Annotated in this window: 25 protein-coding genes; 12 read left to right on the forward strand and 13 right to left on the reverse strand. The window is 54.1% G+C overall.

The features are described from left to right. Nucleotides 1–53 precede the first annotated feature (53 nt). Both G512_RS0109595 and G512_RS0109600 read right to left on the reverse strand, forming a co-directional pair. On the reverse strand, nt 54–1424 hold the full coding sequence (locus tag G512_RS0109595; protein ID WP_028481531.1) for an ABC transporter substrate-binding protein: 1371 nt from the start codon (nt 1422–1424) through the stop codon (nt 54–56). A gap of 208 nt (nt 1425–1632) precedes the next feature. Further along, nucleotides 1633–2070: a MarR family winged helix-turn-helix transcriptional regulator gene (locus tag G512_RS0109600; protein ID WP_028481532.1), complete on the reverse strand. Its 438-nt coding sequence runs from the start codon at nt 2068–2070 to the stop codon at nt 1633–1635. A 258-nt stretch (nt 2071–2328) separates the two neighbouring features. On the opposite strand from G512_RS0109600, the gene G512_RS0109605 reads away from it, so the two are divergent. From G512_RS0109605 to G512_RS0109660, 12 genes are all read left to right on the forward strand, one after another. Then, entirely contained in the window at nt 2329–3477 is a 1149-nt protein-coding gene (locus tag G512_RS0109605) for a trans-sulfuration enzyme family protein (protein WP_028481533.1), read from the forward strand. A gap of 11 nt (nt 3478–3488) precedes the next feature. Then, nucleotides 3489–4922 carry a Na+/H+ antiporter NhaC family protein gene (locus G512_RS0109610; protein WP_028481534.1) on the forward strand — a complete coding sequence of 478 codons (1434 nt, stop codon included), beginning with the start codon at nt 3489–3491 and terminating at the stop codon, nt 4920–4922. Nucleotides 4923–4993: 71 nt separating this feature from the next. After that, complete coding sequence (locus tag G512_RS0109615; protein ID WP_036489296.1) at nt 4994–6004, forward strand: D-cysteine desulfhydrase family protein; 1011 nt, start codon at nt 4994–4996, stop codon at nt 6002–6004. 98 nt (nt 6005–6102) lie between these two features. Further along, nucleotides 6103–6228 carry a hypothetical protein gene (locus G512_RS23045; RefSeq protein WP_265596918.1) on the forward strand — a complete coding sequence of 42 codons (126 nt, stop codon included), beginning with the start codon at nt 6103–6105 and terminating at the stop codon, nt 6226–6228. A gap of 16 nt (nt 6229–6244) precedes the next feature. Next, nucleotides 6245–7525 (forward strand): L-cysteine desulfidase family protein, encoded by a 1281-nt coding sequence (locus tag G512_RS0109625; RefSeq protein WP_051269183.1) that lies wholly within the window; start codon nt 6245–6247, stop codon nt 7523–7525. Between the two features lie 209 nt (nt 7526–7734). Next, nucleotides 7735–7863, forward strand: a complete 129-nt coding sequence (locus tag G512_RS23050) for a hypothetical protein (protein ID WP_265596919.1) — start codon at nt 7735–7737, stop codon at nt 7861–7863. 408 nt (nt 7864–8271) lie between these two features. After that, nucleotides 8272–9345 carry a LacI family DNA-binding transcriptional regulator gene (locus G512_RS20615; protein ID WP_036489299.1) on the forward strand — a complete coding sequence of 358 codons (1074 nt, stop codon included), beginning with the start codon at nt 8272–8274 and terminating at the stop codon, nt 9343–9345. Between the two features lie 26 nt (nt 9346–9371). Beyond that, a complete protein-coding gene (locus G512_RS0109640; protein WP_028481537.1) occupies nt 9372–10721 on the forward strand; it encodes an ABC transporter substrate-binding protein in 1350 nt (449 codons plus the stop codon). A 73-nt stretch (nt 10722–10794) separates the two neighbouring features. Further along, nucleotides 10795–12126, forward strand: a complete 1332-nt coding sequence (locus G512_RS0109645) for a carbohydrate ABC transporter permease (RefSeq protein ID WP_081657433.1) — start codon at nt 10795–10797, stop codon at nt 12124–12126. Continuing rightward, entirely contained in the window at nt 12123–13352 is a 1230-nt protein-coding gene (locus G512_RS0109650) for a carbohydrate ABC transporter permease (protein WP_028481539.1), read from the forward strand. The genes G512_RS0109645 and G512_RS0109650 overlap by 4 nt, the downstream gene beginning before the upstream one ends. A 36-nt stretch (nt 13353–13388) precedes the next feature. Continuing rightward, nucleotides 13389–14675, forward strand: coding sequence for an MGH1-like glycoside hydrolase domain-containing protein (locus tag G512_RS0109655; protein ID WP_028481540.1), 1287 nt, complete (start codon nt 13389–13391; stop codon nt 14673–14675). 12 nt (nt 14676–14687) lie between these two features. Then, nucleotides 14688–15776: an ABC transporter ATP-binding protein gene (locus tag G512_RS0109660; protein WP_028481541.1), complete on the forward strand. Its 1089-nt coding sequence runs from the start codon at nt 14688–14690 to the stop codon at nt 15774–15776. A 110-nt stretch (nt 15777–15886) separates the two neighbouring features. On the opposite strand, the gene G512_RS0109665 is transcribed toward G512_RS0109660, so the two are convergent. The 11 genes from G512_RS0109665 to G512_RS20625 all read right to left on the reverse strand — a co-directional run bounded on the left by G512_RS0109665 (nt 15887) and on the right by G512_RS20625 (nt 25539). Further along, nucleotides 15887–16177 carry a hypothetical protein gene (locus G512_RS0109665; RefSeq protein WP_028481542.1) on the reverse strand — a complete coding sequence of 97 codons (291 nt, stop codon included), beginning with the start codon at nt 16175–16177 and terminating at the stop codon, nt 15887–15889. A 232-nt stretch (nt 16178–16409) separates the two neighbouring features. Continuing rightward, complete coding sequence (locus G512_RS0109670) at nt 16410–17195, reverse strand: gluconate 5-dehydrogenase (protein WP_028481543.1); 786 nt, start codon at nt 17193–17195, stop codon at nt 16410–16412. 156 nt (nt 17196–17351) lie between these two features. Next, complete coding sequence (gene kduI, locus G512_RS0109675; protein WP_028481544.1) at nt 17352–18194, reverse strand: 5-dehydro-4-deoxy-D-glucuronate isomerase; 843 nt, start codon at nt 18192–18194, stop codon at nt 17352–17354. A gap of 139 nt (nt 18195–18333) precedes the next feature. Further along, nucleotides 18334–18807: a YhcH/YjgK/YiaL family protein gene (locus G512_RS0109680; RefSeq protein WP_028481545.1), complete on the reverse strand. Its 474-nt coding sequence runs from the start codon at nt 18805–18807 to the stop codon at nt 18334–18336. 37 nt (nt 18808–18844) lie between these two features. Next, nucleotides 18845–19849, reverse strand: a complete 1005-nt coding sequence (locus tag G512_RS0109685; protein ID WP_051269184.1) for a C-terminal binding protein — start codon at nt 19847–19849, stop codon at nt 18845–18847. A 12-nt stretch (nt 19850–19861) separates the two neighbouring features. Beyond that, nucleotides 19862–20620, reverse strand: a complete 759-nt coding sequence (locus G512_RS0109690; protein WP_028481547.1) for an SDR family NAD(P)-dependent oxidoreductase — start codon at nt 20618–20620, stop codon at nt 19862–19864. 15 nt (nt 20621–20635) lie between these two features. Further along, complete coding sequence (locus G512_RS0109695; protein WP_028481548.1) at nt 20636–21658, reverse strand: zinc-dependent alcohol dehydrogenase; 1023 nt, start codon at nt 21656–21658, stop codon at nt 20636–20638. Nucleotides 21659–21806: 148 nt separating this feature from the next. Continuing rightward, complete coding sequence (locus G512_RS0109700; RefSeq protein WP_028481549.1) at nt 21807–23114, reverse strand: TRAP transporter large permease; 1308 nt, start codon at nt 23112–23114, stop codon at nt 21807–21809. Nucleotides 23115–23116: 2 nt separating this feature from the next. Next, the gene (locus tag G512_RS20620) at nt 23117–23629 is read right to left on the reverse strand and encodes a TRAP transporter small permease (protein ID WP_051269185.1); all 513 of its coding nucleotides are present in this window, start codon (nt 23627–23629) and stop codon (nt 23117–23119) included. Between the two features lie 77 nt (nt 23630–23706). Next, nucleotides 23707–24702, reverse strand: coding sequence for a TRAP transporter substrate-binding protein (locus G512_RS0109710; RefSeq protein WP_028481550.1), 996 nt, complete (start codon nt 24700–24702; stop codon nt 23707–23709). Nucleotides 24703–24747: 45 nt separating this feature from the next. Then, nucleotides 24748–25539: a GntR family transcriptional regulator gene (locus G512_RS20625; protein ID WP_051269186.1), complete on the reverse strand. Its 792-nt coding sequence runs from the start codon at nt 25537–25539 to the stop codon at nt 24748–24750. Nucleotides 25540–26501: the final 962 nt, after the last annotated feature.

The raw sequence follows: 26501 nt of genomic DNA on the forward strand, positions 1-26501 counted from the left end.
GTAAAACCGGAGAGCGGCGAAAAACGCCCACCCTCCGGTCCTGAGAATTCTGATTAGCGGACGATCAGATCATCGCCGAGGGTGGCGCGCATTTCTGCTTCCACTTCTGCGACAGCCTGCTCGGGGGTGTTCACACCGGTCCAGGCGGTCTCCAGACCCTTGAACATCAGTTCAGCGAACTGACCATACTTGAGGTGGTTCGGCTGGGCATTCGCCTCGGATAGCAGCACGTCTGTCGCTTCGGTCAACCAGCGGTCGTTTGCATAAAGGCCGATGTTGGACTGCTCCTTCGCGATCGCAAGGTGAGCCGACTTGACTGCATGCAGGGTGTTGATGCGAGGCTCTGAGGCGATTGATACCAACTGTGCTGCAATCTCAATGGTCTCTTCATCGTCCTGCGCCGTCAGAAGATAAGCGAGAGGATGTGTGATCGTGTTCGCACGACCGTTCTCGTTGCCAGCCGGGATGAGAGAGAACTGAACCTTACCAAAGAAGTCCTCAAGGCCTTCCTTGCCGGTGTAGCGGGCATAGTGCCAAGTACCACCGTGCCATGTGGCTGCCTTTCCAGTGGCCACCTCGGAATACCATTGATCCCAATCGGTGCCGAGGTGGTTTTTGCGCGTTACACCGGCTTCAACCGCATCCACGAAGAACTGATAGAACTCGGTCATGGCGGTTTTATCGAGGACGAGCTTGCCGGTTTCCTTGTCCATCAATTCACCGCCGAAAGACTGGTAGAACTGGGCATAATCCGGTCCATTGGATACACGTGGGTAGAAGCCGTAGCCTTGTTCCACGATCTCCATCTCGACGGCCTTGCGGGCATCCGCCAAGACGTTGTCCAGCGTATATTCGCCAGTTGCGATCTTTGCAGGTAGCGCATCAATTTCTTCATCGGTGTATCCGATGGCACGCATGGTGTCCTTCCAGAAGAAGAATGGGCGGGATTCTGCATCCTGCGGAATGCCAAAGACCTGACCGTTGTAAGAGGTGATTTCCATCAGGTTGGCGTAAATGTTATTGAGCGGCCAGGCATCCAGATCCACATAGTCCTCAATTGGAACGATGAGGCCCGCCTGACTCCATGGAGCGATATCAAGGTGGCTGGTCACCACGATATCCGGCGCAGTTCCGGCCTCAGCGGCCAGCGTGTAAGCTTGCTTGAAATCTGCCCAACCGCCGAAATCGCGCTTGCCTTCAACCGTGATGTTCAGCTCTTCACCCATGATTGCATATTCGCGCTTAAGGATGTCTGCTGCCATCTCGATTGCTTCGATGCGGTAAGAGTCCGCATCATTTGAGCCGCCAGCCCAAACCGTAATCGTCATGTCCTTTGCAAGGGCATTGCCAGCAAAGCCAACGGTTGCTGCTGCCAGTGCAATGGCCGCAGTTGAACGGCGCAATTTCGAAAGAAGAATAGTCATCTGAACCTGCCTGTCTTGATCGAAAACCAGTCCCATGCCCCCATGGGCGACCCCTCGCGGAGTACATTGCACTCGTGTGCAGACCTCGTTTACGGGAGGCTCATGGCGGTGAGATGACACTTTTTAGGAGATTTGATTACATCATACACGCCCGGTGATCAGGTACTGGGTTCCGATCGACGTTGGGAGATGGGCCGGCGCCGGAAACTCAAAGCTTGAATATTTTGGCAATGATGTCTGCGCATTTCTGAAAATCTTCCTCCGTATATTCAGGCAGGCGCTCTTTGAACCTTTCAAAGGCTTTTTGATCTTTTGCCCGATGGGTTTCGAAAACGGTCTTGCCCGTATCCGTGAGCAAAAGGATCTTGCGCCGAACGTCCGTCGGATCTGGCTCTTTTCGTAAAAGCCCCTTGGCTTCCAGCTTGTCGACGGTCTGGGCGATGGCGCCTTTTGTCTTGCCGATTTCATTGGCCAGCTGTGTGATGTTGGCCCGGTCTTTGTTCCCGATCCTGTCGAGTAGATGAACCTCTGTCATGTAAAGTAGATCATCAGTGCCATACTCACGCGGCACTGCGGCATAGGAGTCCATTTTATCGCCTGCGGCGTAGATGTTTTCCATAAGCTGGGTAAAGCTGTCGTTCTTCATGAACAATCCATCAGTTATACTGCGTACGCTAATTTTCTCGAATAAAATCAATATATTATTTGATCACTTAGGTCTCGCCAATATTGTTTAGCTGCTATTTGATATACCTCAATTTCTATATGATATAGCTCCTATACGAATATGCTGTATCACCTGAGGTTTTACAAGAACCAGGCGCCAAATTTGCGAAATTCTCGGGCGAATCTCACGTCAAATTGCTGGTTTATGAACATGCCAGCTGCGCTTAAGGAATGAAAAATGGGAGATAAACGTATTGCGACGATTGCGGTGCACGGCGGCGACCAAGTGGACAAGGGGCACAATGCCATTATCCCGCCCATCGCAACAGCAAGCTCTTTTATACAGGAGAATATAGGAGAGTACGGGGAGCACCGGTATTCACGCGTCAGTAATCCGACAAGATATGCCTACGAAACAGCGTTGGCGGAACTGGAGGCGGGTGTATTCGCGACAGCGACGGCATCCGGCATGGCGGCGACAGCTTTGGCCGTGGAACTGCTGGATCAGAACTCGCACGTCATCGTCATGACGGGTGCGTATGGGGGTACCTTTCGTTTGTTCGAGCAGTTGAGCAAAAGAACATCCGGTACCGAAGTCGAATACTTGAACCTCAACAAACTTGAGGCTGTTGAGGCCGCCATCAAAGAAAACACAGCGCTGATCTGGATTGAGTCCCCTACCAACCCGCTTTTGGAATTGGTGGACATTGCAGCGGTTTGCGAAATGGCGAAGAAGCATGGCGTGTTGACCTGCGTTGACAACACCTTTGCTTCTGCGTGGAACCAACGGCCCATCGAATTGGGTGCGGATATGGTCATGCTGTCCACCAGCAAGTATATCGGCGGGCATTCCGATGTGATTGGCGGGGCGCTGATTACCGGTGATCCAGAGCTGGCAAAGCGCATCAATTTCATCAAGACCACCGTTGGCGCAATTGCCTCTCCGTTTGATGCTTACCTGGCCTTGCGCGGCATGAAGACACTGGATGTGCGCATGCAGCGTCACTGCGAAAATGCGCAGATCATCGCCGAGTATCTGGAAGCCCACCCCAACGTAGTGGAAGTCCATTATCCCGGCTTGAAGTCTCATCCCCAACATGCGCTTTGCAAAAAGCAGATGCGGAGCGGGGGACCTGTGGTGTCATTCCGGCTGAAGGGGGATCTGGATACGGTCAAGGAATTTGTGAGGAAGTGCAAATATTTCGTCCTGGCAGAATCCCTTGGCGGCGTAGAGAGCATGTTGAATCACTCGGCAACCATGTCCCATGCGTCAATGACAAAAGAAGAGCGTGAAAACATAGGCGTATACGACACTACTTTGCGCCTGTCTGTCGGAATTGAAGCTGTAGAAGATCTTATTTCAGATCTTGAAAACGCTCTGGGCTAGGAATTTTCAAAATGGAAGACTATGGAATTTGGACGGTCATCACGCCGTTGGTCACTATCGGTCTGGCTATTGTTACCCGTCAGGTCATTTTGTCATTGCTGGCCGGTGCAGTGGTAGGCACCACAGTCATTGCAGGCTTCAATCCGCTTTTGGGCGTCAAAGGAACCGTCGACGGTATCATTGGTGTTTTCGGGTCCGCAGGCAGCACAAGAACCATTTTGTTCTGCTTCATGGTGGGCGGAATTCTTCGGCTCATTCAGGTTACCGGCGGTACGCAAGGGCTGGTGCGCTGGTTGACGGTCAAAGCAAACGTCATCCATAACCGCCGCGCGGTTCAACTGCTGGCGATGCTGATCACCGCAATCATATTCATTGAAAGCTCAATCTCTGAAATGTCTGCGGGCACGGCCACCAATGAACTGGCAAAACGGTACAAGGTATCTCGCGAGCAGATGGCCTATGTCATCCAGGGAACCTGCGTTTCTGTTTGTTCTTCGGTCATGATCAATGGTTGGGGAGCGGCGCTCATGGGTGTGATCGGTACCCAGATCAGCCTTGGCTACCTGACGGGAGACCCCTTCTCCATTCTTGCGGGCTCTATTGGCTACAACTTTATGGCTTGGCTCACCATCGCCAGTATTTTGTTCTACGTTCTTTCCGGGCATTGTTGGGGCCCAATGAAAGAAGCTGAAGAGCGTGCTCTTGGTGGTAAAGAGCTGCGTGACGGAGCCTTTCCGATCACGGCAGATGAAGAAGTGGCTGTTGTCGATCATCCGGCAGCCGGCAGCGTTTGGAACTTCATTTTGCCGCTTGCCTTCACCATTTTAATGGTGCCGGTTGGCCTCTACATCACGGGTGAGGGCAACATCGCGAACGGCTCTGGGTCGACCTCTGTGTTCTGGGGCGTCATGCTCGGCACTTTCGTCTCCTTCCTATGGTTTGTGAGTTGGGGAATGCTGACCATTGACGAGTTCTTCAAGGAACTTTTCAAGGGCTATGCCACCATGATCCCACTGGGTGCGGTCATGACCCTGGCGTTCTTGATGGGCAATATCTCCGGCGATCTGAACACGGGGGCCTATATCTCCGGTGCAATCACCGGTGCGCTTCCTTCCGGATTTTCTGCGGCGTTTGTGTTCATCATTGCCTGCATCATGTCTCTGGCGACCGGCACGTCCTGGGGTACTTTCGCCATCATGATCCCGATTGGTGTTCAGATCGGTGTTGCAGTCGGAATGGACCCACATCTCATGATCGGTGCTGCACTGTCTGGAGCCATCTTTGGTGATATGACATCCCCGATCAGCGATACCGGCATTGTGGCATCAATGGCGACGAAGAACGATCACATTGATCATATTCGGACACAGCTACCCTATGCGCTCGTGACAGGATTTGTCGTCACTGTCATGTTCTCGATTGCGGGCTTCATGTCCCTCGCTTAACCAGAAAAAGGGGGAGAGAAACCTCCCCCTTTTCGTGCCGCTTCAAAACCAAATGAGATGAGGAAGTGATCATGTTTCCAGAAAGAATTGTGGCGTTTCTAGAAGCTTTTGAGCGTGTTGCGGTGGGTCATTTGCCAACCCCAATCGAAAAGCTGACTGGAACATTTCCTGATGACAGCGGTCCGAGCATCTACATCAAGCGCGATGATTGTACCGGTCTGGGGCTGGGCGGCAACAAGACACGCAAGCTGGAATACCTGATTGCCGATGCCATGAAGCGGGGGTGCACGACGGTGTTTACAACGGGCGGCATTCAGTCCAACCACGCGCGCCAGACCGCGGCCATGGCGGCCAAATGTGGCCTGGCCTGTGAGCTGTTTCTCACCCCAGTGTCCGGCACCCCGGAAATCAATTATAACGACAATGGGAATGTGCTGCTGGATGGGCTTTTCGGCGCTGAAATCATCTGGTGCGAAGATGATGATCACGTGGCTGTTCGCATGAACGAGCGCGCTCAAGAGCATGGCCCTCAAAGCGTTTACACTGTGCCACTTGGCGGGTCCAATCCCGTGGGTTCATTGGGGTATGTTCGCTGCGCGCAGGAGATATTGGAGCAAAGCCAACAGACAGGCATTGCGTTTGACGCCATCGTCATTGCCACAGGCAGTTGCGGTACGCAGGCAGGTCTGATTGCCGGTCTTGAAATCGCCGGTGCGGATATTCCAGTTTACGGTTATTGCGTTTCCCGCGAGGGTGAGGAACAAGCCAGCCTGGTGAGGGACCTTCTGGAGCGCTGTGCTCGTGACGTTGGCACGCCGACTGTTGATGCGGGAAAGATCCACTGCAACGGCGATTACTTTTATCCATCCTACGGTGTGGCCAATGCCCCGACCCTTGAGGCAATTGCCAGGTTGGCCAAGCAAGACGCCATCCTGCTGGATCCTGTCTACACCGGCAAGGCCATGGCCGGCTTCCTTGATCAATTTGGGAAGGGCACGTTTGCGAGCAACAAAAACATCCTCTTCATTCACACGGGCGGGCAAGCAGGTTTGTTTGCCTATGCGGAGCAACTGAAGGCCTAACCGATCCAGTCAACAAACGCCCCCACCGCCCAGCTTTCTGTCTCACCGGCAGAGAGAACAGGTGAGCTGTGCCGAGTGCGAGGCAGTTGGAGAACACTATGAAATCTATCATGCAAACAGATCGGGCCTTGGCAGCGACTCGCCCTTTCTCTCAAGTCATTTCCTTCAAGGATTTGGTGGGAGTCACCGCCGTCGTAATCGAACACGCCGAAACAGACAACTAAAGCTGGAGCCAGATCATTGACACAGGACGTTTCACAATACCTGCGCTTTCTCAAAGAAATCGCGAGACCTGCTCTGGGATGTACAGACCCGATTTGTGCCGCTTATGCGGCGGCAGAAGCGGCCGCGTTGTTGGAGAGCAAGGCTGAAAAGATTGAAATCACGGTTTCAAAGAACCTTTTCAAAAATGCACTCGATGTTTTTGTACCAGGCACCGGGGCTGTCGGCATTCCGATTGCGGTGGCCAGCGGTGCGCTTTTCGGCAGGCCTGAATTGAAATTGCAGTGTTTGCAGGGCATCAAGAAAAGCGAAGTGGATACCGCGCTCGCATTCGTTGAGCAGGGCCGTGTAACGGTGAACACGAAAAACGATTGTGGTCCGCTTTATTGCCACGCGAAGCTTGTCAGCGAAACGCAGCAGGCGGAGGTCATTATTGATGGTGGCTATACGCGCGTTGTTTCAAGAAAACTGTGCGGAGAAGAAGTAGGGGCGGATGAAGTGGACAATAGCCCCGCGGACACAGAAGACAGAGTTGACCCACGGCAGTTCACCATTGCTGGTATTTATGAGTTCTGCACCACTTGTGAGGTTGAACAACTGAGCTTTGTTCTGGAGGCGCGGGACCTGAACAAGGCGCTCTCCGAAGAAGGGCTGAGCCACGGCTATGGATTGCAGGTCGGTCGGTCGATGTTGGATGACTTCGCACCGGATGAGGCCAACGTGCCTCTAGCCATTAAGGTGCCCATGCGCTCTGCAGCCGCTTCAGATGCCAGAATGGGCGGCTCAACTCTGCCAGCCATGAGCAACTACGGCAGTGGAAACCAGGGTATTGCGGCGACCATGCCCGTTGTCGCTGTCGCCGAACACCTTGGAGTGGATGAAGAACGCTTGGCCCGCGCGTTATGCTTGAGCCATATCGGGGCCGGTTACATCAAGTCGTACTATCCGCCGCTTTCGGCTTATTGCGGAAATTCGGCGACGTGCGCAGCAGGCGCCGCAGCCATGGTGTATCTTTTGGGAGGAAGTTTCGAGCAGTCGTGCTACGCCATCAATCTGGTTCTTGCCGATATCTCAGGCATGGTGTGCGACGGCGCGAAGGCGTCTTGCGCCTTGAAAGTCGGCAGTGCAGCCAGCTCAGCCTACAAAGCGGCAACCATCGCCATGAAGGTTGATGGTTCTATGTGCATGGGCGTCATTTCCGATGAAGTCGAGGTGACAATTCGCAACCTTGGTGCGCTTGTGACCACCGGCATGGCCAAGACCGATGATGAAATCTTTTCCATCATGGCGGATCGATAACTGCCATCTGGCCCAACACAGTGTTGTTGGGCCAGAATTTCCTTGAGATTTTGTCGGGGTACCGGTTGATTGGCGCAGAAAACCAGTCATGGCAAGTTTTTTAATGAACATGGCCGTCATCTCGGCGGTTGCTCACGAGTTTTGTTGTTCATTGAGCTGAACGCGAATGGCTTTTGTGTTCATTTAATCATGCATGAGCTTGAGGTGCCGTGAAACGCAAGAGAGGCTTTTCCCGTGTTACCCGCCGAGCACTTGCGCTGTTGGGCAAGCTGATCCGGTATCGCTTTACGGTCCCCAAAGAGACGCTGAGAGAACTTTACGGGCGGATTTCCATGTGACGAGAGAAGCCGCCGCAGCGCTGATTGTAGGCGGAGTGACCTCGCCTAATTTTTAGGGCAATCAGGCTGGATCGAGCCCCTTGAACCCAAGCGGGAGAGGAGCATGTGCCCTGCGCCGTTCGTGGCCTGAGCGACTCAGTTGTATCGGGTTTGCCCCTTCAAGGCGCGGGCCGCACCTTCATTACGACTGTTTCTGCGGGAGGTGAGGGGGCGGTTTTTTTAAACAAAGCAACCTGTTCTCCATGCACCGAAACCTTGTTTCGTAGAAACGCTGAAAACAACAAAAATACCGCGCCGAAACCGATTTTGTTGACTTCCAAAACCGATTTTGTAGTCTTTTATTGGGAGATCCGAACAGCATGGAGCGGAAAAAGCTGCAGCGTTTGGAGGTAGACGGGGAGAAGGCGGGTGAAAGCCGAGACACGAGCAGTGACCATTGCCGATGTTGCGCGCCATGTGGGCGTAGCCAAGGGCACGGTGTCCCGCGTTCTGAACAACTACAGCGATATTTCCGAGGCCACCCGGCAACAGGTGCTGAGGGCCATTGAGGAGCTTGGTTATCGTCCCAGTTCGCTCGCCCGAAACCTGAAGCGGGGCCGTGTTGATACGGTCGGCATGGTGCTGCCGATCGCCGGAGCAAATGCCACCAATCCGTTCCTCTCCGAATTTCTGAACGGTATTTCCTACGCCTTCAGCAAGCTGGACAAGGACCTTCTGGTGTCTACTGCCGCTACGGCCGAGGATGCCCTGGCGGCCTATGGCCGTATGCTTGCGGCACGCAAGGTGGACGGCATCATCATCACTCGGACGCTCTATGAGGACCCGCGGGTGGATTATCTGCTGGAGCGCGGCGTGCCATTTGTCACCCACGGTCGGGATAGCAGGTGTAGCGAACACGCCTGGTTTGATGTCGACAATGAGGGCGCGATGCATCAGGCCGTTGCCCATGCCTTCGAGTTGGGCCATCGGCGTATCGGTTTCATTGGGGGCTCATTGAAGTGGAACTTTGCGCGCCAGCGCGATGAAGGCTACCGCGCTGGTCTTGAAGACTGCGGCTTGGTTTTTGATCCGGAGCTGACTTGCACCAGCGAACTGAGTGAACAGGGCGGTGAAGACGCTGCCAAGGCGCTGTTGATGCAGGAAGCTCCGCCAACAGCGCTGTTATGCATGACCGATGAACTTGGCATTGGCGCCATCAACTGCGCTCGAAAGCTGGGCCTTGAGGTGGGTGCCGATCTCACAGTCATTGGGTATGACGCCTTGCCGGTGGGTGCTCATCTGGACACCCCGCTTACCACTTTTGCCCAGCATATGGAGGATGCGGGCAAAAACATTGCGCGGAGCCTCGACGCCATTTTGCGCGGCGATGATCCGCAAAACCATCAAATGCTGGTCCCGGCCGCAATGGTTCGGCGCAACTCGGACGGGCCACCCCGTCTGAGCTCGCAAGACCTTGCGGGGAAGATCAGAAAAGCAATTTAGATCCTGAAACGTACAGGGAGGAAGTTATGTTCAGGAAACAGAAGCTATTAATGGGAACACTTGCCGGTTTCATGGCAATGGGCATGAGCTCGGTGCAGGCGGAGGACCTGCGGTTCTGGACCACGGAAGAACAGCCGGAGCGTCTGGCAAAACAGGCGCAGATTGCCGCTGATTTTGAGAAGGCAACTGGCATTTCCGTCGAGATCATTCCGGTGACCGAAAAGGATCTGGGCACCCGTGCAACCGCGGCCTACGCCGCTGGCGACCTGCCGGACGTGATTTACCACCCGCTGCAATATGTTCTGCCGTGGTCGGAAGCTGGTATTCTGGACATTGACGCCGCATCAGAAGTGATTGACATGCTCGGCGCTTCGACATTCGCGCCCGGCGCCCTGCAAATGGCTTCCTCTGAGGGTATTTACGCCGCTGTGCCCGTAGATGGTTGGACGCAGATGATCGTCTATCGCAAGGACCTGTTTGACGCTGCCGGCCTTGAGGCGCCCACCACCTACAAAGCCATTCTGGCGGCGATCGAAAAACTGCACAATCCGCCGGAGCAGTTCGGGTTTGTCGCGGCAACCAAGATCGACGAGAACTTCATGAGCCAGGTGTTGGAGCACGTGCTGCTGGCCAATGGCGCAACGCCGGTTGGTGAAGACGGGGTCACCGGCTTTGACGAGAAGAAGCTGACTGAGGCACTGGAGTTTTACAAGGCCATCGCGAAGGCGTCTCCTCCGGGCGATCTGTACTGGAAGCAATCGCGCGAACTTTACTTTGCAGGCAAGGCCGCCATGATCATCTGGTCGCCCTTTATTCTTGATGAACTGGCCGGCCTGCGCGACAGCGCCCCGCCCACCATCAATGACGACCCGACGTCTGGCGAACTGGCATCCAAAACAGATGTCGTGACCACATTCTCCGGCCCGTCCAACCCGGCTGGTGCCGCGTGGGCGGACATTCGCTACTTCGGCATCACCAACGATGCGGACACGCAAGCAGCACAGGAATTCGTGGAGTATTCCATGAATGAAGGCTACATGACCACGCTTTCCATCGCACCGGAGGGCAAGTTCCCCATTCGTCGGGGCACCCCGGAAAATCCGAAGGAGTTCGTGGAAGGCTGGTCCACGTTGCCCGTGGGTGTTGACCGCAAGGCGCCTCTCTCCGAACTGTATCCAGAAGAAACTGTTGCCGCGATCACTACCGGTCTCGACACGGCGAGCCGTTGGGGAGTGGACGTCGGCCAACTGGCCCTTGCCTCCAAGATTGTAAACTCGCAGGTGATCAACCGGTATACCCGCCAGTTCATTGATGACGAAATCGACGTGGCAACTGCAGTTGCGAAAATCAACGAAGAACTTGCCAAGGTTGACTGATGACGCGGTCTGGATGCGCCCTTGAGGGGGCGCATCGCCCGCCAGTCAGTGACAACTCAGGAGCACGAAGGTTATGAGCGTGAGCGCAGAACCGTCGGGCAACGGGGCAGCCATGTCTGCTCCCAACTCGGCAGCCCCTCCCCAGACTACCGGCCCCATGCAGAAGCGCGAGGCGCGGCTTGCCTTTTCCATGCTGGCGCCCACGTTCCTGATCATTTTCTTGATTGTTCTGGGACCGTTGCTGGCCAACTTCTGGATCAGTGTAAAGCCTGTTGAACTGGGCGACCTGCGCGCACCAACGCTGCTGGTCAATGAGCGCGTGCGCGGCAAGCCGCAAGCCGCCGGCGATCCCGTTACCCTGCAATATCGTTTGCGCAATTCGTCACAGGACTATTCCATTTTCGAGGTGTCATTTACCGACACATTGCCTGCTGATTTCAAGCCTACCGCCTGGCCTGAGGCCTGCTCGGTAGATGGTGCGCGCTTGAGCTGCACACTGGGCGATATTCCCGGCAAATGGCGCGAACGGCTGGATATTGAGGGCATGGCTGGTGCCGCCTTTGCCGAGTACCGCAGCCAGAGCAAGGACACAGAACCTGTTTACACCGGGGAAGCGGACAATGTGCTGACCAACCTCGATTTCACGTTGGACAACTTCAGGCGCATTTTTGATGCTGACGAGTTCTGGAGCGTGTTGCGGGTTTCGTTCTACTACACCGTGTTTGGCACGGCCGGGGCGCTGGTGCTTGGCCTGTTTGCCGCACAGTTGCTCAACACGTCCTTCAAGGGTCGCGGGTTTTTGCGCGGGCTGTTCCTGTTCCCCTATGTATCTCCGGTGATCGCCGTGGCGTTTACCTGGTTGGTGCTGCTTGATCCGTTCTCCGGCACCGTCAATGCCCTTTTGACCAAGATGGGCGTGGTTTCTGAGCCGATCAACTTTTTCGGTCAGCGCGCCATCGAGTTTTCGCTGTTCGGCCTGCCGCTGGAGTTTCCGCTAGCGCTGTCCACGGTGATCGCGTTTGAAGCGTGGCGCTATTTCCCGCTGTCATTCCTGTTCATTCTGGCGCGGATGCAGTCCATCTCCTCGGATATGTACGAGGCCGCCGAAATGGACGGGGCCACGCCGCTTCAGCAGTTCTGGTGGATTTCGCTGCCCCAGCTTCTGGGCATCCTCTCGGTGCTGTTCCTGCTGCGGTTCATTTGGACCTTCAACAAGTTCGACGACATCTTCCTGCTGACCGGCGGCAATGCCGGAACCCGCACACTGACCGTGGATGTGTATGAGCAGGGCTTTGCCCTGTCCAATCTGGGTGCTGGGGCGGCGGTGGCCGTGGTGGTGTTTGTTGTGCTTGTTACCTTTGCAACGCTGTTCATCAAGTTTTCGACCAAGGAGGAAGGACTATGAGGCTGCTGAACGGCTTTACGCTTTCCGCTATTGCAGGGGCTATCTGGGGCGCTATCGCCATGTTGGTCATTGGCGTTACGCTCACCTTGATTACCGGTAATGTCGCCAGCCCTCAGGTCAGCATGGCCGCCATTGTGGGGGGCTTGACCGGATCGGTTGCCTACTGGTTCCAAACCCAAAACCCGTCTCTTGGCCAAAGGGCGGCCGCGCCGCTGGTATGTTTGTTCACCTTGATCCTGTTGACCTTCGCTCATCCCTTCACGCTGTCGCTGGAAGTTTCGACCCTATGGCAACTTGGCGGCATTGCCGCCTTTGTGGCGGCGGTGGTCTGGAGCTGCCGGGCCACCACCTATGGCCTGCCAAGGGGTGAGTTGACCCGCTACGAACGCGAAATGCTGTATCTGCGAGTGGCCAAAGGCATCGGCTTTGTGGTGTTCACCATTATGGTGGCCCTGCCGTTTTACGTGATGGTGATGACCAGCTTGAAGAGCCAGCAATCGTTGCTCGCCAACCCGCTGGATCTTTCCATCGATTTTTCCGGCGGTTTTTATGGGCTGTTTCGCTCCTACATCGAGCTGTTCACTTTGTTCAATTTTGGTGACTACCTTTTGACCTCCGCCATCGTGTCTGTGGCGACGGTATGCCTGACACTGCTGTTTTCCGTGCCAGGAGCCTATGCGGTATCGCGGCTGAAGTTTCCGGGGCGCGACTGGTTTTCCCGCTCTGTACTGTTGATTTACATGGTGCCCGCTATCGTGTTGGTGATCCCGCTGTATGCCGTGTTTTCTCAGCTCGGCCTGCGCAACTCTCTAGTGGGGCTGCTGATCGTCTATCCGGCGACAACCATTCCGGTGGCGCTCTACATGTTGCAGGGCTACTTCAAGGGTCTTCCCGCCGAGCTTGAGGAAGCGGGGCTGATGGATGGACTGTCCCGCATTGGCGTGATCTTGAAGATTACGCTGCCGCTGTCCTTGCCCGCGCTGGCGTCGGTCTCACTGTACGTGTTCATGATCGCTTGGAACGAGTTTTTGTTCGCCTTCATGTTTCTGGACGACCCGGAGATCTTCACCCTGTCGCGCGGGGTTGTGGCCCTGAACTCCTCCGAGGTTCCCCGACAACACCTGATGGCGGGCGCGGTGATCGCCACTGTGCCGGTTCTCTTCATCTTTCTTTGGTTCGAACGCTTCTTGGTTCAAGGGCTTACGGCTGGCAGCGTGAAAGGCTGAGACCGTTGTGCCCCACATGTAATATGGAGATACAGCATGTCTGCTGATCTGGACAAAATCGCCATCGACATTCTGCAGGCCAACGATCTGGGTGGCTACACCATTCCAACCAAGGGGCTTTATCCCTATCAGTGGAACTGGGACAGTGCCTTTGTGGCGCAAGGGTTTGCCACCTTTGACGTCAACCGGGGCTGGCAGGAGATCGAAACACTGCTGCAAGGCCAGTGGGATGACGGCATGGTGCCACACATTCTGTTTCGCAAGGACGACCCGACCTACTTCCCTGGACCAAGCGTTTGGGGTACGCAGAACCGGGCACTGCCGTCTTCCGGGCATTCGCAGCCGCCTGTGGCCGCCAGCACGGTGCGTCTCCTTTTCGAAAAGGATCAATCCGCCACTTACGTGGAGCGCCTGCGCGTCGTGTTTCCCAAGCTACTTGCGTGGCACCGCTGGTATCACACCGCGCGTGATTTTGATGGCCGGGGCGTCATCGCCGTGATGCACCCTTGGGAGTCCGGCCGAGACAACCTGCCGGACTGGGATGGCCCGGCGGCCCGCGTGGACACCAGCGGTGTTGGCGACTACGTGCGCAAGGATACCTCGTTCGTTAATGCGGACATGCGGCCGCGCAAGACGGACTATGACCGCTATCTGGCGATCCTTCAGTTTGGCCGGGAGTGCAACTGGGATGCGGAAAAGATTGCGCGCGATGCGCCGTTTTATGTGGCTGATCCAGGTGTGACATTCATTCAGTTGCGTGCGGATCGGGACCTTCTGGCGCTCGCCCACGCACTGGGGGAAACCGCGGCACTGCCTGAAATTGAAGAGTGGATTGCCCGTGCGGAACAGGGCATTGAGTTGCTCTGGAACCCTGATCTGGGTGCCTTTACCACGCTGGATCTGCGCAGCGGGGTTCACGGTGAAGGTGTGTCCAGCGCCTCCTTCCTGGCTCCTTATGCCGGCATTTGCAAGGCCAGATACCTGGAGCCTACGCTGGCGCACTTTGATCGCATGATGTCCAAGGTAACCTACGGCGTACCAAGCTACGATCCGGACCATCCGGCCTTTGAAAGTATGCGGTATTGGCGCGGACCGGTCTGGGGCATCTTGAACTACATGATCGCCACCGGCTTTGCCGAGATTGGCGAGACCGAGCGGGCAGAGCGCATTCGCAAGGACACGGTTGCCCTGATCGAAAAAAGCGGCTTTGCCGAATACTTCGACCCGATTTCCGGGGAAGGGGCGGGTGGGAACTCCTTTTCCTGGACTTCTGCAATCTGGCTGAATTGGGCGTCTCCCAGCCGCAACCAACAAGCCGCGTAAGGAGGACGCATCATGGGTACCATCCGCCTCAACAACGTGGAGAAATGGTTTGGCGATCTTCAGGTGATCAAGGGGGTTGATCTGGAGATCGAGGACGGCGAACTGGTGATTTTTGTTGGGCCGTCTGGCTGTGGCAAGTCCACCTTGCTGCGCCTGATTGCCGGTCTGGAGGAAACCAGTCGAGGCTCCATCTTCATAGACGGCAAGGACGTGACGCCGCTGCCTCCCTCGGGCCGCGGGCTGGCTATGGTGTTTCAAAGCTATGCGCTTTACCCGCACATGACGGTGCGCGAGAATATGGGTTTCCCGCTGAAGACGGCCGGCGTGCCAAAGGCCGAAATCGACAACAAGGTCAATGATGCGGCGGCCATTCTGAAACTGGAAGAGTATCTCGACCGACGACCCAAGGCGCTGTCTGGTGGCCAGCGTCAGCGGGTGGCCATTGGTCGGTCCATCGTTCGAGAACCCAGCGCGTTTCTCTTTGATGAGCCGCTGTCCAATCTGGACGCCGCGTTGCGCGTAGAGATGCGTTTTGAAATCGCCAAACTGCACGAGCAACTGGATGCCACCATGATCTATGTGACACATGATCAGGTGGAGGCCATGACGCTTGCCGACAAGATTGTGGTGTTGCAGGCGGGCCGCATCGAGCAGGTGGGGTCATCTCGGGAGCTTTATGAACGCCCGCAAAACCTGTTTGTTGCCCAGTTCATTGGATCGCCGAAAATGAACGTGATGCCGGTTGGCTACGAGGACGGCACGTTCGTACTGCCGGGACAGGGGCGTGGGGCGTACCCGGTCGACCCAGCCAAGGGAACGCCGGTGAAGCTTGGCATTCGACCCGAGCATATTGACGTGTGTGCGGTCGGTGAGGGACACGTGACGGGCACAATCGACGTGGTGGAGTATCTGGGCGCGGACCAGTTCCTCTACGTGGATGCGGGGGAGCTTGGCACATTGTTGGTGCGCCTGTCCGGTCTCAAGGTCGCCAAGGTAGGCGAGCGCATTGGACTGCGGTTCGATGAAAACCTGCTGCACTTTTTCGACGCCAATGGCAACGCTTTGCGCAACGATCGCTTGAAGGTTGAAGAGCCTGCTTGAGCCAGACCATGACCGACAATCAAGGCCTCCGGTAGCCCTAAAAAAGGTAGAAGGGGCCTTGGTCGTGGCGTTGCCGAAGGTCGCGCGAGGGGCACTGCAGGTCCGCTGACTCAGCCCCAAATGAACAGGCTGGCTCCATAGGTGAGAATGGCTGCGGCGGACATTGCCGCAATTCGCCAGAGCCATGAGACTGTGCGCCAGAAATCTATGACAAGGAAGGCAAAATAAATTGCAAGCGACACAAGAAGAGGAAGTGCCGCTATGCTGAAGGCAACAATATATTGGTTCCGGGTCCATCCAAAATAAACCCCAAGAAAACCAGCGATGGCGGGCGGGCACCAAAATACCAGAGCCCACACGGCATGCATGTTGTCGTTTTCTGGATCTTGTTGATCTGTCATGGCGTCCCCAAAGCACTGCGCCCTGAGCATACCCGGATGGCAGAGGGAGTAAACACACAGTGGCAACCTGTCAGTTTAACTGTGTGGGTTTTGTGCGCTCTTGATAATCCAGACCACAAAGAATGGCTAAGACAAATGTTCAAAAGCTGCCTATTGGGAGCTTACCAACTGTTTTGACAGAAGGCAGGAATGGAGGAACCGGCGGGAAGAGTTCCGGCCGGTTCCCCAAGATTTAGGGCTGTTTGCCGATATAGGCCAATATTCCGCCGTCCACATACAAGACGTGTCCATTGACAAAATCCGATGCACTGGAGGCCAAGAATACCGCAGGACCCTTCAGGTCGTCGGTGGTGCCCCAGCGGTTTGCCGGAGTTTTTGCCAGAATGAAGCTGTTGAAAGGATGGCCAGGCTCGCGTAGAGGCGCTGTCTGGGGCGTTTCGATGTAACCGGGGCCTATTCCATTACACTGGATGTTATCTGCACCATATTCTGACGCGATGTTGCGGGTCAGCATTTTGAGGCCACCTTTTGCAGCGGCATAGGCGGAGACGGTTTCTCTTCCAAGCTCGCTCATCATTGAGCAAATATTGATGATTTTGCCGCCGCCGCGTTCAACCATGCTGGGAATGACGGCCTTGGCGACAATGAAGGGTGCTGTCAGATCAACATCTATGACCTCGCGAAATTCGCTGGCTTTCATTTCGTGCATCGGAATGCGTTTGATGATGCCTGCGTTGTTGACCAAGATATCAACCGGAGCCACATCCTCGCCGATTTGTTCTACCATTTTCTGTACTGCGTGCTCATCAGTGACATCGCAAACATAACCTTTTGCGTCGATGCCAGCTTGTGCGTACGCTTCTACGCCCTTCTTCAGGGCGTCTGGATTGATGTCATTGAAGACGATGCGCGCACCAGCTTCTGCGAGGGCGCTGGCCATTGCGAAACCAATTCCATAGGAGGCGCCCGTTACCAATGCGACTTTGCCTTCAAGAGAAAAACTACTTGGAAACATCATTTCTGCTCTCGTTTATCTGTCGTTGTGCGTGAGTGTTTCGAAGACCATTGCACGAACTGCACAATGGTCTGAGGTGCCGGTGTTTGCTGTTCATGCCGGTTTTGACGGCCCCCGATGGAACGACCCGTTTGAGGGGCACAAAAGGGGCCGTCTTTGTCAGCGCAATTCGTTGATGGGGATGGCGTCCATGTCGGTGAAGGTTTGGTTTTCGCCGCCCATTGCCCAGATGAATGAATAATTGGAGGTGCCGCAGCCCGAGTGAATGCTCCAGGACGGGCTGATTACAGCCTGTTCGTTTCTAACCAGAATGTGGCGTGTTTGTTGTCCTTCACCCATCATGTGAAACACAGCGTGATCATCTGGAAGATTGAAATAGGTGTAGATTTCCATGCGCCGCTCATGGGTGTGAGGGGGCATTGTATTCCAGACACTTCCGGATTCCAGTTGGGTGAGGCCCATGGAGAGCTGGCATGTTTCCAAAACGTCCGGGTGAATGAACTGATTGATGACCCGTTTGTTGCTGGTTTCATTGGCCCCAAGAGGAACCTTTTTTGCATCCTCCATTTTCAGGAAAGTTGTCTTGCAGCTTTTGTGTGCTGGAGCCGATACCATGTAGAATTTTGCGGGTGTTCCAGGATCCGCGCTTTTAAAGGAAACGTTTCTGGTCCCTCGGGTGATGTACAGGCAGTCCTGAAAGCTTAGAGAAAAGGTTCCACCATCTGCCTCAACAGAGCCTTCACCTCCAAGATTAAAAATGCCGATTTCACGTCGTTCCAACATGAACTCTGTGCCAAAGGCCTTCATGCAATCAATGCCTTTGTCCAGTGGCACCGTCTCTGCAACGGGCATACATCCAAGCGTCACCATACGATCGATATGGGTGTAGACGGCTTTGACCGTGTCTGGTGCATACAAGCTTTCTATCAAAAACTCATTTGCGATCTCTTCAGTAGTGTAGCGCTTGAAATCGCGCTGATTTACGGAATATCTGATGTCCATTGGAGGGTTCCTTTTAAAAACTGGCTGGGCGCAGGTTACAAACCGGATTCGTTGTTCCGACAGGATTGAACCGCGGAACTAGTCAGACCCTTTGGTGACGGTGCGAGGTGTGCTGGTGTTTCTGGTCTCCGAGAACAGCTCAGCGGTTGTGATGCATGTCGATTTTGACAAGGATCTTTCGAACGTCGCAGGGTTCCGAAATCGAACACCCAGGGCGGTGGATGTCCCATGGAAAGAAAACGGCGTAGCTTCCAGCAGTCATCAGGAGCGAGGATTCATGTGGGACGTGATCGTAGAAACGAATGTCCCGCTCTTCGCTGTAGTCTTCTACTGCTGGTGGTGCGTCTGTCGATGAAGCGAAGCCTATCTTCTCGCACCCAGAGGCGATAAATTGAATGTCAAGGTAGCGAGAATGAGCCTCTGGCCGAACTTCAGTTTCAGGTTTGGTTCGATAGTCTTGAACCAATGCGAAAACACGATCGCCATCAATATCGATGCGTCCGGCTGGAAGGCTAGCGAAGTCTTTACCTTCGAGAAACCGAAGGCCTTCAAGTACTATTCCGGGAACAACCGAAATTTCGTGGGCCATGTTCTCCAATTGTCCATAGATCATACTGCTTCTCCTTCCCAACCAGCAGTCCAAGTACCGATTAATTGAGTTGTTCGAGCTCAGTCCGGACTGGGTCATTGACCGGATAGTGAACACTTTCGTTTTGGGAAAACCGAACTGCTTCTTCGGCGACCTTTCGCTTCAGTTCCTCGGAGGATTCCTCGGAGTAGTAGGCCATGTGCGGTGTGACGAGGCAGTTCTGCATCGCCAACAACTGGGAGCTGGACGCCAGCGGCTCCCGTTCAACGGTGTCGATCGCGGCGCCGCTGATATGCCCGGAATTCAGAGCGTTAGCCAGAGCGGCCTCATCCACAATGCCGCCGCGGGCCGTGTTGATTAGCATGGCTCCCGGTTTCATTTTGGAAATGGCGTTTGCACCCAGTAAGCCGCGCGTTTCTTCTGAAAGCGGGCAATGAACGGATATGAGATCTGACTGGGCTAACAGGTCGTCGAAAGACACCTTATGTGCGCCTGAAATCGTCGCTGCGAGGTTGTCCTTGTACGGATCGCACAGCAGCACCCGACAACCCAGAGCAGATACTTTATGGGCAAATAGACCGCCAATGCGTCCCACTCCCAGCACGCCGATTGTCATTTCTTGTACTCGACGAACTGGAATTGTCTTGCGAAAGTCCCAAACGCCTTCTCGGGTCAGCTCAGTAATAAACGGGATTTTTCGAATTAGAGCGAGCATGAGCCCAAGGGCATGATCAGAGACTTCATTCATGCCATAATCTGGAATGTTACAGATCTGCACGCCGTGTCTGGTTGCTGCGTCCAGGTCTATGTTGTCAACGCCAACGCCATATCGGACGATGAGACCAAGATGTGGAGCAAGTTCAGAGAAAACCCTCTCTGTGAAAGGAGCGTATTGATTAAGGACGATATTGGCTCCGTCGCAATGGGATATAACGTCCTTCTCTGTTTTACAGTCCAAATGCTCGATCTGGAGGTCGACTGTTTTCAAGACATCTTTCTCGATGTCCATGGATTTATGATCGCAATCAGATACAACGACTTTCATCGGTTCTTCTTTCAATGTCATCACAACGAGCGCTCAACGCCCAAGATAGCCGCCATCAACGGGTATGATTGCGCCGTTTACGTAGTCGGATGCACCGGACGCGAGGAAGAGCAGCGGCCCTTTCATGTCATCTGCTGTGCCCCAGCGGTGCGCGGGGATGCGGGCTGATATCTCGGCATTTCGGCCTTCGTCAGCAATCAGTGCCGAGTTCATGTCGGTCGCCATGTAGCCGGGCGCTAACGCGTTGACACAAATGCCATGGCAGGCCCATTCGTTCGCGAGGGCTTTGGTCATCTGTGCAATGGCGCCTTTGCTCGCGGCATATGCAGGAACAGTAAACCCACCAAAGAAGCTGAGCAGGGATGCGATATTGATGATTTTGCCGCCGCCTTTGGGCAACATGACCCGTCCAGCACGCTGACACAGATCGAATGATGCTGTCAGGTTCACTTGCAGCACAGCGTCCCAGTCCTCCAGAGGGAACTCCTCGCTTTTATGGCGCTTCTGTGTACCTGCCGCGTTGACAAGAATATCAAGACTCCCGTCCAGAATATCGAGCGCTTCACCAAAGGCGCTTGCCCTTGCATCGGCGTTGGCAAGGTCGGCCACGACGCCATGGCAGTCGAAGCCACGCGTGGTGAACTCCCCGGCCACTGCATGTACGCTTGGCCCGGAACCGAAGATGACCACTTTCACACCCGCTTCCAACAGTGCCTCGGCCATTCCTTTGCCAAGACCACGTGTCCCGCCGGTTACAATCGCCTTTTGACCGCGTAAATCATTGCTTGTCATTGGATTTTCCCTTTCTTATGCCTGACAGTCGACGAGGACCTTGACAGTATTGACTGTCGGGTCGGCGATCATGTCGAACACGCCTTCTGCTTTGGTAAGTGGCACTGTTTGCGTGATTACCTTCTCCAGATCAGCAGCAATGGATGCGGCATAGGCGACGGACATTTCGAACTCGCGTTTGGTATAGACACGTGAGCCGATAAGGATCTGTTCCTTGAAGTTCATGTCGCGCAAGTCTACCGGGCGCGGCGCCTTATGGATCCCGGTCATGCAAATCATACCGCCAATGCGGGCAAGCTTCGTCATTTCCGCTGCTGCACTTTCTACACCGGAGCACTCGAAGACTATGTCGACACCCTCGCCATTGGTGCTTTGGCGGACGTAGTCTACGATGCTGGCTTCTCGCGCATTTACGGTTTCGAATCCAAACTGCTTACACAGTGATAGCCGGGCCTCATCCACGTCAGAAATAATGATGCGCGAGGCGCCTGAATGCTTAAGCACTATTGCGGTCAAGATGCCGATCGGTCCTGCTCCAGTAACCACCGCAGAGTCCAGAAGTTCAAAGTGCGCCTGATGCATTGATCGCACAACAACCGCAAGTGGCTCCACCAAGGCCGCTGTGGTGTTGCTCATGGTTTCCGGTAGTTTGAAAAGCACATCTTCATCAATCCAGGCATATTCAGCGATACAGCCATCCTGGTCGATGCCGATCAGCTTCAGCGTATCGCAAACATGAGGATTGCCAGTACGGCAGGGCAGACAGTGGCCACATGAAATCAATGGATAAGCCACTACCCGGTCGCCGGGTTTGAAGCGCCCGCTGCCTTCGCGTACCTCTTCAATCGTGCCTACAAACTCATGACCTAGGACCAATGGCGCCTTCGCTCGCGGATGTTTCCCGCCAACGATGCCAATATCTGTGCCGCATATTCCGCAATAGTGCATTCGAATTTTAACGGCACCGGGTTTGCCGTCTGCAACCGGCACATCGCGCACTTCGACCTTGCCAGGTTCGGTATAAACCAGCGCTTTCATCTGACAACTCCTTATAGGAAATGCATGGACCATGGTTTGCCAAGGTCCCCTTCCAGTTGTTGGGTGTACGCGTCCGCGCACAATGATCGTTTCAAGATTGTTGACTGCGCCGACAGGCAAAACTGTTGCCTGTCGTTGAGGTTTTCGATTAGCGGATCAGCCCCGCTGCCTTTGGTAGTCCCAGTGAAAGCTCCGGTATGAACGTGACCGCCATGAGCAATGCAACGAGGATTAAGAAGAACGGCAGCAGCGGTTTGACCACATCTTCAATTTTCAAGTCCGCGATTTTGCAACCAACGAACATGATTGGGCCGACGGGGGGCGTGATAGTGCCGATGCAAAGGTTGAATACCATCAGCACACCAAAGTGGACCGGATCGAAACCCAATGATGTCGCTATTGGCAGAAAGATTGGCGCAAAGATTAGGATGGCGGGTGTCGGGTCCATCACGCAACCGAGGAGCAACATGATCAGGTTCATAATGATCATGATCAGGATCGGGCTATCCGTCACGGACAGCAAAGAGCTGGCGATGATATTCGGAATTTGAGCATAGGCCATTATCCAACCCATGATCGCTGAAACACCAATCATGAATATGATCATCGAAGTAGTTTTAACCGTCTGAAGCAAAAACTCCGGTATCATTTTGATTGTTATTGTTTTGTACAAAAATGATAGGATTGTTACATAAACAACCGCAATACAACTGGCTTCCGTCGGCGTGAATATTCCTGATATGATGCCACCTACAACAATAACGATCATCATGAGGGCTGGTATTGCGTCGATTGTTGTTTTGAAGTTTGTCTTGAAGTCAGCCAAGCGTTCTGACTTGTATCCAGCCTTTCTCGCAAAGAATATTGCGGGTACCATGCAAGCAATACCCCACAATATGCCAGGAATGTAGCCAGCAACGAACAAGGCTGCGACTGATGCGCCCCCGCTCGCGAGAGAATAGATGATAAAAGTGTTGCTTGGCGGTATCAGCATACCGGCGGGCGCGGACGCTATATTTGCGGCGGCTGCAAACTTTGGATCGTAACCGTCGTCTTTTTGTTGTGGTCCCATGGCCCCGCCAATAGCGGCCGCTGCAGCAACCCCTGAGCCACTGATGGCACCAAATAGCATATTGGCGACGATATTGGTTTGGATAAGGGCGCCGGGGATGAAACAAATCAAGGCCTTGGCGAAGTTGATAAGTCTTCGTGCAATGCCGCCAGTTGTCATGATTGTACCTGCAAGTACAAAAAACGGGATTGCCAGCAGAGAAAATGAGTTTACACCGGCGAAGATGCGCTGCGCGGCCGTTATGGCCATACGGTCGAAAGAAAAGATCGTTGCCATGGCCAGTACAGAGCCAATGCCCATGCTGACACTGATCGGTACGCCGATTGCGAGCAGGATTGGAATTGAGGTCAACAGGATCAAACCTATGTCGGCTGCATTTGCCATTTTTAATCCTCCTCGCCGACAGGCGCTTTTTTGGCGTCGCGGGTCAGCGCGCGAGCGTCCGTCCAAATGTTGTAGAGGCAGTAGTAAACGGAGAACGCACCACAGAGTGGAAGCGCCATGTATATTTGCCCGGTTCTGATAAACGGAATTGCTGCATTGGTTTGCCGCATGGTTCGTTGAACGGCATCTATGCCGCCGAAAAGCAAGATTCCTGCGACGAAACACAGAATGAGGGCGTTGGTTATGATTTGCAGGATTTTCTTGCGGCGGGGAGATGCAAATGCATCAACAAAGATTTCGATGCTCATGTGCCCGCGCTCACCAAAAAGAAGGGCGGCTCCGAGCAAGACGAGCCAAACGAACATGATCTTTGCCAGTTCTTCGGAGATTGCGCCGGCGCTGTTGAACAGGAAACGCCCGACAACTTGCCAAGTCACGACGACGGTCAAGAATCCGCACAGGACGATGCAAATGGATGCCAGCAAGCGGTCGATCCAGGTTTTGATCGTATACATGACAGAAAGGTTCCTCATTCGAGGTCGAGGCCTCGGAAAAGCCGAGGCCTGTTACAGTCAATTTGTAATATCGCCGCTTACGAGCCGCCGTGGATTTGACTGTAGATCTTCTTTGTTACATCACTTGTCAGCTTTTCTTCAGTCAGTGGTTTGACTGCGGCTCGGAAAGCTGGAAGATCAACTTGATTGAACTGAGCGCCAGACGCTTCAGCATCCGCTTTTGCTTCGGCTACGGATTCAGCAAAAGACTCGTATTCGTAATCAACGGCCTTCAAGAGCTCTTCTGTAAAGATCTCTTTCACGTCTTCGGGCATGTTGTTGTAGATGTCGGCATTCATCACCAAATAATCAGGCATCATTAGGTGCTGAGTGTAGGAATAGTATGGTGCTATTTCAGAGTGCTTCAGAGAGGAAAAGACGATTTCGTTGTTTTCGCCGCCGTCAAGAACACCTGTTTGAATTGCGGTGTAAACCTCGCCTTGACCCATGGCAATACCGACGCCGCCCATGAGATTCATCATGTCGATGTTGGTTTGGGATTGCATGACGCGGATCTTCTGACCTGCAAGATCTTCAGGCGTTTTGACGGGGTGGTCCTTGAGGTAAACATTACGAACACCACCATGAAACGCGGCGATTACCACAATGCCCTGATCTTCGACTGAACGATAAAGGTCGCCCACGATTTCCGGATCGTTAACTACCTCACGTTGTTGTTCGATGCTATCAAACATGTAAGGAAGGTTGAAGACGACGAAGTCGGGGTTCCAGCTTTCCAGGAGGCTTGCTGCCGCCAGTGACATGGCAATTGTGCCGGTTTGTGTCATCTCAACTGTTTCCTTCTGAGCACCCAGGAGCTCATTTGGAAACACTTGCACGCTGTATTCGCCGTTCGTCCGCTCGGAGAGGGCTTCACCGAAGCGTTGCATTGCTTTGAACTGAGGATGTGACTCTGGCTGATTGAATGCTACTTCAAAAACGGTTTCAGCCAATGCTGAAATAGGTGTAAAGGCAACTCCCAAGGCTAGTGCGCTTACACTGGCCAATTTAAGAAAATGTGTCCTGTTGTACATGGTTTCCTCCCATAACAGGTTGGCGTTTGGTATGAGCTGCCCCGCCTAGGATAGGCGGGGAGCAGCTTGGGTCAGGAGCCCGACGTTTCCGTCACTCCATTTTTCGCAGACACTGTTGATGTCTCCGATGAAATAGTTTGGATTGGTGTCATGAATTGCGCGCAGGTCTTCTGCACTTAGCCCACCCAGATGAGTGGTCATCGCCATGACGGCTCTCTCGTCATCACGTGCCGCAATCGCCTCCACGATTTCGGTGTGTTCGTCGAGAACGCGTTCCATTCGATGTGGTTGTGGTAGCGTTAGCCGGCGATACCTATCAACCTGAAGCTTTATCCGTTCAATGAAGCGCCAGATTCCAGGATAGCCCGCGGCGACAGCGATGGCGAAATGCAGTGCCTCGTCAGAGCTATAGAACTTGTCGGTATCATCCGCTTCCTGATGCTCCTGCTGGAGCACGATGGTCGCTTGCAAGTTCGCCACATCACTTCTTTGTGCTCGCTGAGCCGCCGCACGTACCGTAACCTGTTCCAAGGCTGTCCGGGCAACTTGTGCCTCCAGCAAGGATGCGACCGGGATTTTGGAAACTCTCGTTCCAGATTTAGGCACAATATCAATCAGTTTCTCTTCGGAGAGTCTTAGCAAAGCCTCCCGAATGGGGGTCCGGCTGACGCCGCACTCGAGAGCAATTTCTTTCTCACTGACTGGGTCACCAGGTAGGCGTTTCAGCGAGATGATTTCCGCCCGCAAACGTCGGTGTACGATTTGGGTAGCGGTCATGGGGCGGTTGCCCGTGTCCTCAACCAAGCCTCCGAGAATGCTATCAAATGTATTGTTCATCTATGGCTCCTACCAAGGTTGGATATCTTGTATATCATATATATAAGTTTGAAAAGAAGATTCTGAGCCCAGGATAAGAGGTTCGTCGAACCTTTCTATTGGGTTCCGAGCTTTGCGTTTGCGTCAGATGGCAAAGGTTGGCGTCTGGCGGCTCTAAGTGCAGCGGGGCGCTAGGGAAAGAAATGGCTCTGATTTGCAATTTTGGAACAATTCCAGAAGAAGGCAGTCCGAATATTTTTATTGCGTTCCGGCTTTGACGCTCCAGCAAACGCATCAAATAGGTGTGCGCTTGAGGTATTTTGATTCTTTGAACACGAGCTTATGCTCAATCTATGCGCGAATGTCCGGGGCGGTCATGAGTGTTTGGTCAAGCGGAGCTGGGGCCTGAACGGCGTTTAGTCTCATTGCGGCTTTCTTGCGAAAGTAATCTCGGCTCTTGCTCCTGTTTTAGATGATGGCTGGAACAAAATTGAGATTTGTGGCGCGGTCAAGACGTGCGCTTTGGCATGCCCTCGACCTGTGAAACTCCGAAAGACAGCGCCACTAGACTGTTATTTCCCTGCGAAGTTAGGGCAGAAGAAAAAGGTACCCCCGCCGATTGTTTGAGGGCGATCTAGGGCCTGTTGACAAAGTGGATTCCCAAATCAGCTGAGCTGTGATTCATATGTGGACGCCCCTTATGGCAAGAGCTGTTTTTGTCTTGTTGCGGTGATCGGTTGCTTTCATATGTCCGGCCTGTTTTTGCGGCGTGCGTTTGCCGCTGGCCCTGATGGAAATCCGCCGGTGAGGTCCCTGATCAAGATGACGCGCTTTAATGGCGCATTGAATCAGACGGGTTTGCCTCTCCATTGGCTCGATCGTTACGCATCATCGACTGCTATTGCCAATTCGGTTCGGGCTGCGTGCGGTTAGGCAGGCTGCCCATAGGGTCTATAAGTCTCTCCGCGGGTAAGGATTGCCCA

This window comes from Pseudovibrio exalbescens DSM 16456, assembly GCF_000422785.1.
In the GTDB taxonomy this organism is placed as follows: Bacteria; Pseudomonadota; Alphaproteobacteria; order Rhizobiales; family Stappiaceae; genus Pseudovibrio; species Pseudovibrio exalbescens.